This is a genomic window from Mesobacillus subterraneus (assembly GCF_003937825.1).
Lineage (GTDB): Bacteria > Bacillota > Bacilli > Bacillales > Cytobacillaceae > Mesobacillus > Mesobacillus subterraneus.
Window position 1 is genome coordinate 338,818 of the sequence record NZ_RSFW01000009.1, and the last position, 16,475, is coordinate 355,292.

At 42.8% G+C, this 16,475-nt stretch carries 14 protein-coding genes; 4 read left to right on the forward strand and 10 right to left on the reverse strand.

The genetic code is table 11. The annotated features are described in order from the left end of the window. The first annotated feature begins 271 nt into the window (after window positions 1-271). Both EJA10_RS07270 and EJA10_RS07275 read left to right on the forward strand, forming a co-directional pair. Window positions 272-1,315, forward strand: coding sequence for an acyltransferase family protein (locus EJA10_RS07270; protein WP_125479328.1), 1,044 nt, complete (start codon window positions 272-274; stop codon window positions 1,313-1,315). Between the two features lie 174 nt (window positions 1,316-1,489). Further along, window positions 1,490-3,232 carry a B12-binding domain-containing radical SAM protein gene (locus EJA10_RS07275; protein ID WP_125479329.1) on the forward strand — a complete coding sequence of 581 codons (1,743 nt, stop codon included), beginning with the start codon at window positions 1,490-1,492 and terminating at the stop codon, window positions 3,230-3,232. 115 nt (window positions 3,233-3,347) lie between these two features. Here EJA10_RS07275 and EJA10_RS23290 read toward each other — a convergent pair whose 3' ends face one another. After that, window positions 3,348-3,491, reverse strand: coding sequence for a hypothetical protein (locus EJA10_RS23290; protein ID WP_170169086.1), 144 nt, complete (start codon window positions 3,489-3,491; stop codon window positions 3,348-3,350). Continuing rightward, entirely contained in the window at window positions 3,491-3,652 is a 162-nt protein-coding gene (locus tag EJA10_RS23295) for a hypothetical protein (protein WP_170169087.1), read from the reverse strand. Before EJA10_RS23295 ends, EJA10_RS23290 begins: the two co-directional genes overlap by 1 nt. 137 nt (window positions 3,653-3,789) lie before the next feature. Between EJA10_RS23295 and EJA10_RS07280 the strand changes: the two genes are divergently transcribed. Beyond that, window positions 3,790-4,137: a DUF3905 domain-containing protein gene (locus EJA10_RS07280; RefSeq protein ID WP_125479330.1), complete on the forward strand. Its 348-nt coding sequence runs from the start codon at window positions 3,790-3,792 to the stop codon at window positions 4,135-4,137. A 39-nt stretch (window positions 4,138-4,176) separates the two neighbouring features. Here the strand turns inward: EJA10_RS07280 and EJA10_RS07285 are convergent, their stop codons facing one another. Beyond that, window positions 4,177-5,532 (reverse strand): TrkH family potassium uptake protein, encoded by a 1,356-nt coding sequence (locus EJA10_RS07285; protein WP_125479331.1) that lies wholly within the window; start codon window positions 5,530-5,532, stop codon window positions 4,177-4,179. Window positions 5,533-5,755: 223 nt separating this feature from the next. Here EJA10_RS07285 and EJA10_RS07290 point away from each other — a divergent pair, with 223 nt between their 5' ends. Continuing rightward, on the forward strand, window positions 5,756-5,956 hold the full coding sequence (locus EJA10_RS07290) for an alpha/beta-type small acid-soluble spore protein (protein ID WP_125479332.1): 201 nt from the start codon (window positions 5,756-5,758) through the stop codon (window positions 5,954-5,956). A gap of 91 nt (window positions 5,957-6,047) precedes the next feature. Here EJA10_RS07290 and EJA10_RS07295 read toward each other — a convergent pair whose 3' ends face one another. The 7 genes from EJA10_RS07295 to EJA10_RS07325 all read right to left on the reverse strand — a co-directional run bounded on the left by EJA10_RS07295 (window position 6,048) and on the right by EJA10_RS07325 (window position 16,346). Then, window positions 6,048-7,211 (reverse strand): anti-sigma factor domain-containing protein, encoded by a 1,164-nt coding sequence (locus tag EJA10_RS07295; protein WP_125479333.1) that lies wholly within the window; start codon window positions 7,209-7,211, stop codon window positions 6,048-6,050. Next, window positions 7,208-7,963 carry an RNA polymerase sigma factor SigI gene (sigI, locus tag EJA10_RS07300; RefSeq protein WP_246017711.1) on the reverse strand — a complete coding sequence of 252 codons (756 nt, stop codon included), beginning with the start codon at window positions 7,961-7,963 and terminating at the stop codon, window positions 7,208-7,210. Before sigI ends, EJA10_RS07295 begins: the two co-directional genes overlap by 4 nt. A gap of 110 nt (window positions 7,964-8,073) precedes the next feature. Then, window positions 8,074-9,231, reverse strand: coding sequence for a DUF5667 domain-containing protein (locus EJA10_RS07305; protein ID WP_125479335.1), 1,158 nt, complete (start codon window positions 9,229-9,231; stop codon window positions 8,074-8,076). Window positions 9,232-9,495: 264 nt separating this feature from the next. Next, the gene (locus EJA10_RS07310) at window positions 9,496-9,945 is read right to left on the reverse strand and encodes a hypothetical protein (protein WP_246017717.1); all 450 of its coding nucleotides are present in this window, start codon (window positions 9,943-9,945) and stop codon (window positions 9,496-9,498) included. A 250-nt stretch (window positions 9,946-10,195) separates the two neighbouring features. Next, a complete protein-coding gene (locus EJA10_RS07315; protein ID WP_125479337.1) occupies window positions 10,196-11,743 on the reverse strand; it encodes an aldehyde dehydrogenase family protein in 1,548 nt (515 codons plus the stop codon). 26 nt (window positions 11,744-11,769) lie between these two features. Further along, window positions 11,770-12,867, reverse strand: a complete 1,098-nt coding sequence (locus tag EJA10_RS07320; protein WP_125479338.1) for an SDR family oxidoreductase — start codon at window positions 12,865-12,867, stop codon at window positions 11,770-11,772. 206 nt (window positions 12,868-13,073) lie between these two features. Then, window positions 13,074-16,346 carry an efflux RND transporter permease subunit gene (locus EJA10_RS07325; RefSeq protein ID WP_125479339.1) on the reverse strand — a complete coding sequence of 1,091 codons (3,273 nt, stop codon included), beginning with the start codon at window positions 16,344-16,346 and terminating at the stop codon, window positions 13,074-13,076. Between the last annotated feature and the right edge of the window lie 129 nt (window positions 16,347-16,475).

Here is a 16,475-nt window from a genome sequence, read left to right on the forward strand (position 1 = left end):
TTATTTTAAAGTCCATCCCGAAATTAAGCTGTGATATAAATCAAACATTTGAAGATTTTTATTGAAACACACTCAAAAATATTTTATTAAACCCGTATAATATAATGGTTTCCTTTTATATAACAGAACAATTTTTGTATTAATACAGACAGACATTTCCTTAATCAGGAACAAGTTCCTTAAATTTGAGCTATTTACACCGTTTTCAGATTTGTTTAAAAGGGTAAAAGGGTTATAGTGTTTTTGGGGTCTCTTATTAAAGGGAGGAATTATGAAAAAACGAGATTACTACTTTGACAATGCCAAGTTCATCCTGATCTTCTTCGTGGTATTTGGCCATCTTCTCCGCTCGTTCATTGAGGACAATGAAATGATTTACAATATATATAAAGTCATTTACACGTTCCATATGCCGGCCTTCATCCTTGTTTCTGGCTTCTTTGCCAGAGGTTTCAATAAAAAAGGCTACGTCATGAAAATAGCGAAGAAGCTGATACTGCCTTACTTGATTTTTCAGTTGATCTATTCCATTTTCTATTATTTTCTATACAGCAAATCGACTTTTACAATCGATCCGCTGAATCCGCACTGGTCTCTATGGTTCCTGATCAGCTTGTTCTTCTGGAATGTCATGCTGATCGGTTTTTCAAGGCTTAGCGCACCTGCAGGCCTGCTGATAGCGTTCGGTTTGGGACTGGGTGTAGGGTATATCGATTGGGTGTCCAACTATTTGAGCCTGTCGAGGACCTTTGTGTTCTTCCCGCTATTCCTGCTCGGTTATCATCTGACGAAGGAGCATATCAGCATTTTGACCAGGCCAGCATTTAAAATAGGAGCCATCGCCATGTTCACCCTGGTCTTCCTGGGATTCTATTTCAACCCGGGGATAGATTATAAATGGCTTCTGGGATCAAAGCCTTACTCACTGATGGAGGCGGCATCCATCTCAAGCATGTTCACACGCTTAGGCTTTTATTTATTAAGTTTGCTGATGGTGTTCAGTTTCTTGACAATCGTTCCCAAGAAACAATATTTCTTTACGGATTTAGGGAAAAACACACTCTATGTTTACCTGCTTCATGGTTTCTTTGTTCGGATTTTTCGCGAGAGCGAGGTCCAGAACTTCTTCCACAGCCCTGAACGATTTGCTCTGCTCGCAGCGATCGCCTTGATGCTGACTTTCTTGCTTTCAAGCAAATATGCTGCAGCCCTGGCACAGCCACTGATCGAATTCAAAACATCAAGAATCAACTCATTGAAGACAAGGTTCAAAACAATCATGAGATTCTACAAAAGAAAACTTTTAAGCGATTAACTTCAAAGAGCCATTCACTTGAGAATGGCTCTTTTCCATTTATCTGCACTGGTTTCTATCTGTCTTTTTTGTCTAAACTGAGATATAATTTAAAGTTGATTTGCTGCTGGATTTTTCATGGGCTGTATGAGATCAATGTGTCGATATTGGCCCTACACTAAAGGAGAATTTTCAATGAATATTGTTTTAACCACGCTTAATGCGAAGTATATACACACGAACCTTGCAATCAGGTATCTGAAGGCTTATGCCTCTCCTGAATATGACGCCATGCTGGCTGAGTATACAATCAAGGATCCGATCATCAATATCGTCACGGACCTGATTCAAAAAAAACCTGATGTTATCGGGTTCAGCTGTTATATCTGGAATATTGAAGAAACCATTAAAGTCATCAAGATGATCAAAAAAATTGACCCGAACATTAAAGTTGTCGTTGGCGGTCCTGAGGTTACCTATGATGTAATGGACTGGATGCAGGAAGTGCCAGAATTCGACTTTGTTGTCATCGGCGAAGGGGAGCAAACGTTCAAACAACTCTTATCAGAACTCGAGGCTGATGAGGATTATACAAAAGTTCCAGGGATTGCCTACCGAAAAGACGGACGAGTCGAACTGAATCCTCAGCGTAACAAGCTTGATTTGAAGGAGCTGCCTTCACCCTACCGCTTTGAAGAAGACATACCACACCTAACCAAAAGGGTGACGTATATTGAAACGAGCCGCGGATGTCCCTTCAGCTGCCAATTTTGCCTTTCATCCATTGAAGTTGGCGTCCGTTACTTTGATCGGGAAAAGGTCAAAGAGGATATCCGATACTTGATGGCAAATGGTGCGAAGACCATTAAGTTCGTCGACCGTACCTTCAACATCAGCAGGAGCTACGCCATGGAAATGTTCAGATTCCTGATTGACGAACATCTTCCAGGCACTGTGTTCCAATTTGAAATCACCGCGGATATCATGAGACCTGAAGTTATTGAGTTCCTTAACCAGGAGGCCCCTGCCGGCTTATTCCGCTTTGAGATTGGTGTACAATCGACAAACGATTATACCAATGAGCTCGTCATGAGGAAGCAAAACTTCGAAAAACTGAAGCGGACGGTAACGATGGTGAAGGAAGGCGGCAAAATCGCACAGCACCTCGACTTGATTGCCGGTTTGCCTGAGGAAGATTACCACTCATTCAAGAAGACCTTTAACGATGTTTTTGAGATGAGACCAGAAGAATTGCAGCTCGGATTCCTGAAAATGCTTAGAGGCACAGGATTGAGGCTGAGGGCAGAACAGCACAATTATATTTATATGGACCATTCACCATACGAAATTCTCGGGAATAATGTACTTGATTTCCAGGACATCATAAAAATCAAACAGGTTGAAGACGTGCTGGAAAAATACTGGAATGACCACAGAATGGATCATACCGTGGAGTACCTGGTCACTGCTGTCTTTCCATCTCCATTTGATTTCTTCCAGGAATTCGGATCATATTGGGAGTCAAAAGGATGGTCGCGAATCGGGCACCAGCTTGAAGATCTCTTCAGAAGATTGTTCTATTTCCTTGAAGATAAAGGAGTGGAACAATTGGAGGCAATTGAAAGCCTGATGAAGTATGACTATCTTTCCAGCATGAAATACAAGCCGCGCAAACCTTGGTGGGAGTTGAAATCAGACAAACAGCAGCGCTCTCAGCTGTATCGAACCATCATCGAGAACCCTAGTGCTCTTGGAGAACGTTATACCGAGATGCAAATCAATGAAAAAGATCTCTACAAGCACACACTGCTGGAGGATATCACGATCGATCTTGAGCATTACACACGTCATGGAGAACTGATCAATTCTCCTTCCTATATGCTTGTGTACTTTGATCCAAAATCAGATTCTCCAGAGTTTTTTACCTTTAAGGCGTAAAAGCATAAAGCCGGCTGCAATTGCCGGCTTTTTATATTATGTGCTGATTTCCATAACTGAAGCTTATGGGCAAATGGAAACAGATTTTACTTTGGTGCGTAAAAAAAAACTGCTATTACCTGCAATCCTTATCATCTTTGGATTTAGCTTTATTATTCGCGAACGGCAGCTCATAAAGCTTAGCGGCATTCATATCCCCAAACTCCATTCCGAATTCAACGTTTATAGGTTTTTGAGGCCGACCTTCATTCTTCTTCATTATGCTCTTCCCTTTCTGCCCTGCTTGGAATTTCTATTGGCGAACTTACCTGGATCTTCGCCATGGGAGAACTCAGCGGAAAACTCGCTTTCCTGCAGATTTTTCTTGGGAGTGTTTGTATATTTAGCTACAGCATTCCGTTCTGCTTTCCGTTTTGCCATTCTAACCACCTCCATAGTTCTATTTTTTTCAATCTGCCCGTTGCTATGTACTGAATTGATTACCTAATTTTTCAACAGGAAGTGTCTAATAAAAATCGCGTGACGACGGAAAATACTTTTAAAAGGAGGAGCTGAAAATGGCAAATAAAGATCCTGAACTTCAGCCTTTGGATATTGAAGAAACATTGCCGCACCAGATCAACGCTCCGAGCTTCAAGGACACTGGCATTGAAATGAAGGCACCTTTCAAGAATGAGCATGGGGTGATCATTGGTGACAGCTTGTATTCATCCCCTGATTCACCTTTGGAAAATTGGTCTGATGAGACAGACCCAGCCATCATGGCAGGTGACGAGTGGGTCCATCCAACCAATGACATCGGCTGGAATACTGCAGAAAACCGAGAATTACTTGAAGAAAAAAGAAAACCCCAGGCATTTCCTTTCATGCATCCAACAAAGGATGTCAGCAAGGGCCAGGATTAAGGCATGCAAAAAAATCCGGGGATTCCCCGGATTTTTTCCTTACCCTATGATCACTCTTTCCTTTGGATAATGGACGCTTTCTTTGTACGTCCTACCTCCAATGATGAGCAGGAAGGAAATAACTCCAACCCTGCCTATGAACATAAGAATGATCAGGACACTCTTGCCAATGTTCGAAAGCTCTGGTGTAATGCCCATTGACAATCCAGTCGTACCAAACGCCGATGCTACTTCAAAGATAATCGCCAATAGAGGCTGATTTTCTGTAATCATTAAGATTAGCACAGCAAAAAAGCAAATGATGACGGCCATGATGGAAACGACCAGTGACTTAATAAGATCGTCTTGATGCAATTCCCTGTTGAATATTTTGATTGACCGTCTTCCTCGTGCAAAATGATAAAGGAATAGCAAATTCAAGGCAAAGGTGGTTGTCCTGATCCCCCCGCCAACTGAGCTGGGAGATGCTCCAATGAACATCAGGGCCGCCATCAGGAACAAAGTCGGGTCGGTAAAATCATTCACATCCATAGTCGCCAATCCTCCACTCCGCGTTGTGGTTGATTGAAAGAAAGCATAAAAGAATGAATCAATGAAAGATTTATCTGATAGGAAATGATTGTACTCAAGAGCCCAAATCGCGACTGTACCAAAAATCAAGAGACCGAGGAACGTAATGCTTGTAATTTTAAGGAACAGTGTGAAATGGAAAGGTGCTTTTTTCTTTCTCCTAAAAAGATAGCTCTTTAGCTCAACTAAAACCGGAAACCCTATGGCCCCCAGGGTGATCAGAATGATATTGATCGTAACAACAAAGTAATCCTGTGCGTAAGGAATTAGCGATGCACCTGTTATATCAAACCCGCCATTGGTGGTCGCACTTACGGATGCAAACATTCCGTGCAGGAAGGCTTCCTGCCAGGTGGGGAAATATTTCATAAAGTAAAGTCCCAAAAGGAGTGCACCGATTAATTCAATTATAATTATGATGACAAGTATGTCTTTAAGCATTTTCACAAGTCCGGACATGGAAGTCTGGTTCTGGTCGAGCATAATCAGCCTGCGTTCCTGTAAGCCGATTTTCTTTCTGATGATCAGCCAGAAGAATGTTCCAAGTGCCATTACCCCGATTCCGCCTATTTGCAGGACAAGCATCAGAATAAATACGCCTGGGACAGTGAATGTGTCCCTTACTGTAATGACAGACAATCCAGTCACGCTGACAGCACTGGCAGCAGTAAACAGAGCATCCATAAACGTCCAATCAGCCCCAGGCTGAATCGCAACAGGGAGACTCAATAAAATCATCGAGATCACGACGGCAATCAAATAGTAAGTGACGATGATCTGGGCCGGTGATAACTTTTTCAATCTCTTTCTAATGTTGATCCACATATTTGATTCCTTTCAGGCCTAATTCATTTACATACCTATGATAAAGAATATCTAGTGATTAATAAAGTAATTTCCTGCAAAATCATTATCTGATCTAAATATGGAATACTGCACTTACTTTAACCAATTCAATAAAACATTACCATTCATGAATGAAACGAATAGGTTCACACTATCAATACAGAGAGATAATCTCTGTAAATTGACTAAAGGAGATGACATTATGGCTCGTAATTCAAATAAATTGCTAGTTCCTGGAGTTGAACAGTTCATGGACCAGGTTAAATACGAAATTGCACAGGAATTTGGCGTGAACCTTGGTTCAGATACCGTTTCAAGAGCAAATGGTTCAGTTGGCGGGGAAATCACTAAGCGCCTTGTCAAACAGGCACAATCACAGCTTTCCGGACAAAACCAACAATAAACATTGGTTTTCCGGTTGCAATTTAAAACAGCCACGGACAATTGAATATTGACATGGAAAAAGTCCGGAAGCTGATTCCGGACTTTCATTTTTATTTTTTATCGTTCTTGCCATTATCATTGCCATTGCTATTGCCTTTATCTATTCCAACACTATTGCCATTCGAGTTGCCATTGCCATTTCCGTTATTTGCATTGCCATTGCCAATATGCCCATTGTCATCTTGCCTTATTTGCTGTCGTTTACTATTCTGTATCCTATTCTCCTGCTTTTGTTGGCCATTATTCTTTACAGAAGAAGCCTTATTATTCCCACTAGAAGGAGGTTGGCTCTTATCCTCTCTCTTTACCTGCTCTTTTCCATTCGCAGGGGGATCACTTTTTTTCTTTTCAGGCCCCATCTGATTGGTCCTATTTGCAGCATTATCAGATTGTGCTTTCTTTACTTGACCTGGAGCTTCCTGCTTTCCTGGCTTTGAATTGTCCGTATTTGCTGGTTTTTCAACAGGTCTTTGAACAGAATTAGTCTGTTTTTGATTAGCAGCTCTTGGTTTCTGATGATCACTTGGTTTATTCTCATTTACTTCTTTGTCTAATTTCGAAATATAAACACCTGTGGTTACACCAAGCTCTTTTGCTTCCTCACGGTCTTCAGTGGTGCCGCTGTAGATGTGGACTACGACTTCTTCTTCCTCTGTCACCTGTTTGATTTCGGAGATTTTTTGTTCAAGCTTTTTTTCAATTTTATCTTTTACTTTTCCTTTATGGACGGTGGCAATTACAACATCGTTCCTGGTTTTGAGGTATCCCTCTTGCTCCATTTCAAGAAGGATCATCTCTGCCACTAAAGCTGCATCTTGTTTTTCCCATCCGGAAACAGCCTGGATGATCTGCTTTCCTTCTTCGTTGTATCCTTTTAGACGCAGCACTTTCAAATCATTATTTACAGCCAGCTCTACACTGGGATTCACATCAATAGACATATAAGCGTAGACCTGGCTGCTTTGATAGAGTGGCAATGAGGCAGTAAAAACCAGTAAGAATGCCAGCGATAGAGCAACAGCCCTGGCCTTCATGTTATTGATAAACGAAAGATTGAATTTCCGTCTTTTAACTATTTCTGTTTCTGGGAAAAAATGAATTTCTTCTCCTACCTGATAATCTTGTTGAAGCTTTCGGGCGCGTAAAAATTCGCCTTCGGGGGTCAACAATGTTAGGTAAAGCTCATTGATTTCAAGGATGATTCCTTTTCTCATGAATCTAACACCCCTTTAATATAATCCTTTAAGTATAAGTAGTCCCCAATTAAAATAAGTGCAATTGCAATAATGTATTTTCTGTTTCTCTCTATTGTTTTTCTGCTAACCTTGACCATTTCTTCCAATTGCTTGATTGGCAAGCGCTTTTTATCAAGAAGGAATCCCTTTAATTCTTCATGTTCGACCATCGCCATCGCTACGAGCATAGCGTTTTTTCGTGCATCAGCATGCTTTGGTGACTGCTCGAGAAGATCCTGGAACGACAGGTCAAAATCTTTAAGAATCCCTTGAAATTGGAGAATTTCTTCCCTTCTTAACTCTTGTTCAGTCTTTTTTCTGAATTCATCAAGGGAAAGTTCATCTTCAATCGTCGATCGCTGTTGTTCTTCCTCTGCTGGATCATTGGATAGATTAAAGCTGAGGTTTTGATTCCTGCTCTGCTGGCGGATATAGTCAATCACCCTGCGCTTAATCATGACTTCTGCGAAACTCAATAATGAGTTCCCTTTATCGGATGAATACTTTTGTATTGCCTCATTAAAAGCGATGAGGCCAATGCTAAATTCATCGTCAGATTCATGTATGTATCTCTTGCAGACAGACGAAACGGTTTTGGCGATAAATGGCTTATAGGAATCAATCAACTCTTCCCTTAAAGCCGTATCACCCTGATGGATTTTCTCAACGGTTTCTTCCAGGGGTCTGCGCGGCTTCTTGGCCATGAACAATAAACTTAGCAATAGCCTCACCTCTTTTCTCCCCACATTATATCATAAGTGTCAATTCAGCTTTTTGTGGGCTAAGCATCGAAAAGATAGCCATATACGGCTACCTTCTCGAGTCTATTGTTCATTTCCTATTAATTTTTGTCAATACCTTTTCCTTTGCCGTTTGCTTTCCCCTTGTCTTCCTTGCCTTTATTTGCTGCCTTATTTACTGCTTTTTCTTGTTTGGCTTGCTGCTTGGCTTCTTTCTTTTGCTGCTTTGCTTCTTGCTTCACAGCCTTGCGCTCTTCCTTCACAGCTGCCTTTTGTGCTTTAAGCTCTTGTTTCGCCTTTTCCTTTTCAGCTTTTACTGGAGCGATTACAGGTACAACTGCTGTGTCGTCCTCAGCAGGCATTGATTCTTCTGCCGGTTCTTCAACAGGCACTTCATCGGCTGGTTGAAGGTCTGATTCGACGATAGGCTCCAGTTCGATAGGCTCAGGAGTTTCTTCTTCCACTGGTTTTTCAGCATATTTCTCTTCCATTTTAGCCAGCTTTTTTGCCATCTTTGCGTAAGTTTTATCAATGTTCTTTTGAAGCTGTGCTCTAGCGTTTTCATTCCCCACATGTTCCATGGCTGCTTTCAAAGCAATGATATTTTGTCTCAGCAAACCTTCAATCTGCTGAAAAGGATCTTCGCTCACGACTTCTTCCGCAGCTTCTTCTTCACTTTCCTCTTCGGTTCCATTGTCATCGCCTTGTTCATCAGCGATAACATCATCACCATTGCCTTCTACTGTTTCTTCATCCGCTTCAGCCGATTCTGCGTCATCTGCAGGTTCTGTTTCGTCGTTTGAAACCTCATCATCGCTCTCAGTTTTCTCATCAACGATGTCCTGTGAGGTTTCCATATATTGAACAGCGGCTTCAATCACTTTGAGCGCTTCTTCTTCTTTTCCTTCTGCAAACAATGTGCTGGCTTCTGCCAGTCGTTCAGAAGCGTATGTAGCAAGCAATTCAGCTTCTTTCGCATCATCAAATGTGAAAGCGAGCCTGATTTTCTCGAGGGCAATCTTAGCAAAGTAAAAGAAATCCCCTGGAATCAATGTTGGATTCGTTGCTTCAAGCTCTTCGACTTGAGTTTTAGCATCTTCAAGCTCTTCTGGGCTCAACTGCTGCAATTCAACAGTTTCCAGATTGGAAGTATCCCCTTGTGCCATTGCTACTGGAGAAAATGTAAACGTTCCTGCCAGCACTAATGCCAGTGTACTTTTTGCGATTTTCTTCATCTCTTGGTTTGAAAGCTTCTTCATTCTGTGTTCACCTCAAATTTGTTTAGGAGCGTCCGCTTTAATCACTACATGGTTACGTTTCAATATAGGAGGTTTATGGGGGTTTTTGAAAAATAATATAAAAAACTCCAGTCAATTTGTGACTGAAGTTTTACATTTATTGTAGATAGGTAGGGATTTGAAGGATTTTTTGCAGGTAAAAATCAGGAATACTAATGTACAAGCATTTTACCTGGTACAAAACTGAACCCGGCTGCCGGTTTGGAAATCAATATTATATTAGCCTTATGTACCTTGTTTTTCATCTTTATAAAATCTTAATAAGATCATCCTGATTATGAAACCTGAAAGGACTCCTGGTATAACAAACATCATTGGCAGGAAGACGGGACCCGGGAAGAGGCCAAAAAGCTTGATCTTCGGGGAAATCATCAGACCCACCGTGACAAAATACGCCGAGAAGACAAAAGGGAGGAAGGTAATCTTCTCATCATCCGGCATGACACTCCTGTAGGCATCCCACATCGCGAAAAAGTACAGACAGGGATAAAACATCAGCCACTGGTAATCCATAACCTGGAGGGCCTTTTCTGTTTCTCCAAGGAAGCTGTACATAATTCCTTTATTAAAATTGCTATTGACGTTAACAAGGAACTCGAGGATCACTAGCAAGATTCCTTTGACCAGATTTCCAGTCAGAAGTTGGGCAAAACCTGGCAGTGCAATGCTCCACATTACCGCTTCTATTTTGGTTAATTTCTTTTTAATGGCCACGTCACGCTTCATCCTTTAGTCATTTTATAGGTACCAGATGCGAGTAATCATGTCCTGGCAAACCGCATTTCAAACTCCCGCTTGTCTTATAGTGTCCAAAATGGTCTCTGAATTATCATTTTTCCAGTTAATTGTTAAATTAATTTCTGATTTATTCTTCCCTTCTTGAACAAATAAAACCGCCCCCCAGATATAGGGAGGCGGTTCATCATCATTTATTATTTTTTAGCAATGCGAGATAATTTTTGGCAAAAGCCAGCCAATTCTTCTTTTCGGAAAAATAATTTTTGAACAGGTTGAGGAACAGCGGATACTTGCCTTTGTATGGATACCATTGGATTTCAGATTTCATTAATCCCATGTCCTCCATGATTGCTTTTTCATGGCAGAAGATCCTTAATCCAGCTTCAGAATGGTATCTGCCTATACCGCTTTCTTTTGTGCCTCCAAAAGGCAGCCCATGGTTGGCGACAGTAATGATCACATCATTGATGACAACGGCACCAGTTACAAGCTGCGATGCCACACGCCGGGCTTTCGCCTTATCTTTTGTCCACACGCTTGCATTCAATCCGTAAACCGTCCCGTTGGCCAATCCAACTGCCTCGTCCTCGTTATCAAACGGGACAACGGGCAGCAGCGGACCAAATGTTTCTTCCTGGATGATTTTCATATCCTGCTCAACCTGCGTTACAATCGTAGGGGGCAAGAACATTCCATCCTTCCATTCTGAAGGCTTAAGACCTGTTTCAAGCTTCGCGCCTCTAGCAAGGGCCTCATCCAGCTGTGCTTTCACAACTTCCTTCTGTGCCGGGAAAGTCATGGAGCCAACATCAGCATCTTCATTGGTGCCTTGATTAAGTGATCTTACTTCATGTTTCAGCAATTCAAGAAAACGGCCATAAATCGGGCGCTCTACATACAGGCGCTCAGCACTCATGCACACCTGGCCGCTATTTGTAAATGCTCCCCATGCAGCAGCCTTCGCTGCCCTCTCAAGATCGGCATCAGAAAAGACAATCATCGGGTCTTTCCCGCCAAGCTCAAGTGTCGTGGGGATTAAATCCTTTGCCGCTTGCTGCTGGATGATTTTCCCCGTGCGGACTGAGCCAGTAAAGAAAATATAATCAGGTTTGCCCTCAGTAAAAGCCGCACCAACTTCCTTGCCACCATGTGCAACCTGGACAGTGCCTGCCGGAAAACCAGAGCGCTTGAATAAGTCTTGAATGCATTTACCGACAAGAGGCGTAACCTCAGATGGTTTAAGAATTACCGAATTCCCTCCTGCCAGTGCACTGAGCATGGGGACCATCGCAAGCTGTAATGGGTAATTCCACGGAGAAATCACTAAAACGACTCCTCTTGGCATGTATTCTATAAAAGATTTTTTCCCGATTAACAGCAAGGGTGTTTTGACCTTTTGCCGGCTAAGAATCTTACTGGCATGCCTGATTATATGATCCATTGCATCCAATGTAGGCATGATATCCGCTACGATTGCTTCGGTAAGCACTTTACCGGTATCTTCTGAGACAATCCGGGCGATTTCATCCATCTCATCGACCATTAACTGTTTCAATTTCTTAAAATATTGAAGTCTTTCTGCAATAGAAAGACCGCTCCAGCCAATGAACGCCTTTCTTCCTTGCTGATAAAAAAGCGGAACTTCATGCAAGGGAGTCTCCTCTATCTCCGCAATGACTTTTCCTGTTGCCGGGGCGACCACTGGCATCTTTTGTATTTGTTCAACTGAATGCACTTACATTCACCTGCCTGTTGGAAATCCTATAAAATATTTATTTGGTAGTGGGGCTCATGTTTATTTTGACGATAGAAGGAAGCCATGGCCGAAATCCCATCCTTGAAATCAGGGCAGTGTATTCCTGAGTCCCTCAAGTCATTTTGGGCTTGAGAAGAATCAAAATGTCCTTTCCATGTAAAATAATCAAGTGCTTCCTTTTCCACTCCAAGATATCTTCTTAACACCCTGAAATTCAACCCAGCTTTTGCAAGGGCAAGCGGGACAGAACCTTTCGGCTGCTTCCTCAAGAGCTCAACCATCATCATTTCATAAAGTTCTGATACTTTATATGGTTTCGGATCTGTAAGATGATAGGTTTTCCCTGCCCCTTTCTCTGAGAACGTGAGATAAGTTGTTGCTTCAATAATATAATCGACCGGAACCAGATTGACAACTGTATTGCCCTTGCCAAGATGCGGCAAAAACGGCATAAAACTGAGCCGGTCAATAAAATTCATGATGAAATAGGGACCATCGAATTTTATGGTTTCACCCGTCTTCGAGTGCCCCTTAACGATGCCCGGCCTGATGATTGTTACTGGCACATCTGCTTTCAGCGCCTCAACAAGTACTTCGGCTTCATATTTGGTCTCTTCATAAAAATTCTTGAATGCATCCGGTCTGATTAACTCATTCTCATACAACAGCCCTTCTCGTTTGCCTGCCACGAAGGCTGTACTGAAGTAGGTGTATCGTTTTATATGTTCCAGGGATTTGACCCACTCATTCACGTGCCTTGTACCTTCAACATTGACCCGGAAAGCAAGATCCTTAGGTACGGCTAAATCATAAATGGCTGCAAGATGGAAAACATGCGTGACCGCTTCCTTAAGCATAGAATCTTCTTCTTTGCCAATCCCCAGTCCATTCTGTGTGATGTCTCCTGTTATGATCTTGAAGCTGTCATCCTCCATGCCGAAATCTTTGAGAATTGCCGTCCTTTCGGTTTCCGCCTTTTCAGCCATAGATGGCAGAACGAGAACATAAACCTTTCCATTGCCGTCATTTTTCCTAAGAACTTCCCGAATCAGCTGATTGCTGATGAAACCTGGAAATCCAGTAAAAAAGTATCCGAACGTCATATACGCTCTTCCTCCTCATCATTCATTAGATTTAGTTTAACGGGAAGCACATACCATTACAAAGCTTTTTGCTGATAATTCAGAAAAATACGTTAAATATAGTATGTTGAGCGAAGCATACGATAAATATCGGATAGCCAGTTGACCGCTTCCTTTAAAACTAGATGCAAAAGATGCCTGGCTCAATCCGCCAGGCATCTTTCCCCCTATCTTCGTCTTCTTAAGTCGTGATTGGTTGAAGAATCGTCTTCTTTCACTAACTGAAGTAGTTCTTCGAGCATTCCGGCCATTTCTTCTTTCGAATATCTCCCTTTCTGGATCGTTGTCAATTTCTCGTCAACTCCAGGCTGATATTCAGATTCTGCATGTTCCTTCAACAAATACGCTGGGACAAGATGCCCGTCTGGAGTTGCGTACATCTTATTCCTTCTTCTGTAGTCTTTATCGAAGAAACTGTACACAACCGGAATGACAAAGAGTGTCAGGAATGTACTGCTGATCAGGCCGCCAATTACCGTTATGCCCATTGGCTGGTTAATCTCCGTTCCTTCGCCGATGCCAAGCGCAAGCGGCAGAAGTCCAAGGATCGTCGTCAAAGCAGTCATCAGGATTGGGCGCGCCCTGTCTTTGACAGATAAAACGATAGCCTCATGAGGGATCAGGCCGCGTTCCTTCTTCTGATTAATATAATCAACAATTACTATCGCGTTATTGACGACGATACCTGCCAGAACAATAATACCAATAACCACCGTCAAACTGACAGGCGTCCTCGTTGCGGTCAAGGCCAATGCTACACCAATGACCATCAATGGAACTGTGAACATGATGACAAAAGGATATTTCAAAGATTCGAACTGAGCTGCCATCACAAGATAAATCAGGATGATCGCAAGGATAAAAGCAAGGACAAGATCATCAATTGAGGATTCCAGAAGTTCTCTGTCACCGCTGAATACAACTTCGGTTTCCTCAGGAAGACCAAGTTCCTCGATCTTCTCATCAACCTGTTTTGAAATATCCCCCAGATTCGTTGAAGCTTTGTATTTCATCGTAAATTCAACAGCATCCTGCTGATTGATTCTTTGAATCTTAACCGGTCCGCTGCCTGTTTCAATATTGGTAACCTGGCCAAGTGTTACATAGGTGCCATCCGGCTTCTTGATCAGCAGCTGTTTCAACTTATCAAGATTCTGGGTGACAGCACTGTCATATTCCACATAAACACCGAGGATTTCCCCATTTTCACCTGGCATTTGCGTTGCCACATTCCCTCTGGTGACATCATTGACTACCATGGCGATCTGGGCGGGAGCAAGTCCTTGCGCAAGTGCTTTTTCCCTGTCCACGGTAATTTGGATTTCCTCAACTGTATCGTTTTGGCTAGTTGTCAGCTCATTTACATCATCAAGTTCCTTCAGGGAATCATAAATTTTCTCAACTGATTCATTCAAGCGTGCTTCATTGGTATCACGCACGTTGAATGTTAATGTGTTCGGCGCCGACCCGGATGTTGACTGCATGTTAAAGCTTAGTTCTGCGCTGCTGTTGGCGCTGGCAGCTGCCTGTTCAAGCTCTTTCTTTACATCATCAACAAATTGGAATGTGCTGACTTCCCGCTCTTCAAGGTCATCCATCTTCACATACAGTTCGCCAACATTGGCATTTGTCGTACCTCTGAACGACGCCTCCTGGGTCGTTCCCATTAAGCTCACATAAACATCGACGTCTTCTTCATCTTTCAGTTTTTCTTCAAGTGCCGCCATGACTTTCTCTGTTTCGGTCAGTGCTGCACCATTCTCAAGGTTCACCCTGATGCTGAAGAAGCCTTCATCTGTCGGCGGGATGAACTGCGTACCAACAGTCGTAACTCCATATCCCCCGCCGGCAAGCATCAGCAAAGTGATCAGAATGACAATAAACCGATGACGCAATGCCCATCTGATCGATTTTTCCAAACCTCTCATGGAGCTGGAGCGCTGCCTTCTTGCCTCGATATTTTTCTTTGGTGCTTTCAACAATCTGCTGGCCAGCATCGGTACCACCGTCAATGCCACGACCAGTGAGGCAAATAGACTGAATGAAATCGTCAAAGCGAATTCGGTGAACAACTCTCCGATGATTCCTGAAATGAACACAACCGGCAAAAATACTGCCACTGTTGTCAGAGTTGACGCCGTAATCGCTGCCCCGACTTCCTTCGCGCCATCTCTAGCAGCTGTTTTCGGATCTTTCCCCATCGACAGATGACGGTAAATATTTTCAATGACGACTATGGCATTATCGACGAGCATCCCGATTCCGAGGGCAAGTCCGCCAAGCGTCATGATATTCAAGGTGAAATCAGCAAAGAACATCAATACAAAGGTGAAGATAACCGAGTATGGAATCGCAATCCCAATGATCAGTGGACTCTTTACATTCCTAAGGAAGAAGAATAGAACGGCCATTGCCAGCAAGCCTCCGACAATCAGGGAGTTCGAGATATTCCCAATGGCCATCTTTATATAATCGCCTTGGTCAAAAAGAACCTCGGATTTTATTCCAGCGTACTTATCCCTCTCCAGCAAAGTTTCCAGCTCATCCAGGAATGCTCTGGAGACCTCCGCTGTATTAGCATCAGATTGCTGCAGTACGCTCAGAAGCACGGATGGTGTCTGATTCGTCCTGGTGATTGTCCGATCGTCCTGCTTCTTCACTTCAACTTTTCCTATATCTTTAAGAGAAACCTCTTGATTTGTCACTGGATTCTTGAACACTGTCAGGTTTTTCAAGGTATCTACCGAATCCAATGTGCTGATGATTCTTGTCGTAAGCTCTTTGCCATCGGTCAATATCGTATCTCCAGGCATTGAAATATCATTAGCCCTTATGGTATCCACAATATCCGACTGGCTAAGCTGATATGTCTTGAGCTTTTCCTGATCGAGCTCCAACCTCACTTCCTGCACTGAAGTCCCGGAAAGATTGACACTTGCGACACCATCGACCTTTGTCAGCTCAAGCTCCAGCTCCTCCGCCAGCTCCCTTAAGGATTCCTCATCCTGTTCTGAACTCAATGACAGCTGGATGATTGGAAACTGCGACGGGTCGAATTTGAGAAACCGCGGCTTTTCTGCATCGTCCGGGAGCGGGGTCACATCAAGCCGCTGGATGACTTCATTCTGGATATCATCAATATTGGTCGTCCAAGAGAATTGCATCAGTATGAGGTTGGCACCCTCCTGCGACGTGGATGTCATCGTTTTGATTCCGGGCAGAGTGGCCAGATTGGCTTCCAGAGGTTTCGTGACTTTTTCAACGACCTCTTCAGGACCGGCTCCCTGATAATTGGTTACAACCACCCCAACCGGCGGATTGATATCAGGAATCAATTTCAATGGGATCCGCATCAATGATACGACCCCAAGAATTAAGACCAGAAACATCGTTACCAGTGTGAATACAGGTCTTCTAATCGAGAAATTGCTGATTTTCATATATAAACTCCTTTCGGCAGAAAAAACTCTGACTGACCGGACGGTATAAAAATAAGTCCATCCTAAATATAGTGAAGCCACAGTAAGAATTCAACTATCCTGTATGTAAAATAAAAGAACAATTTTTTA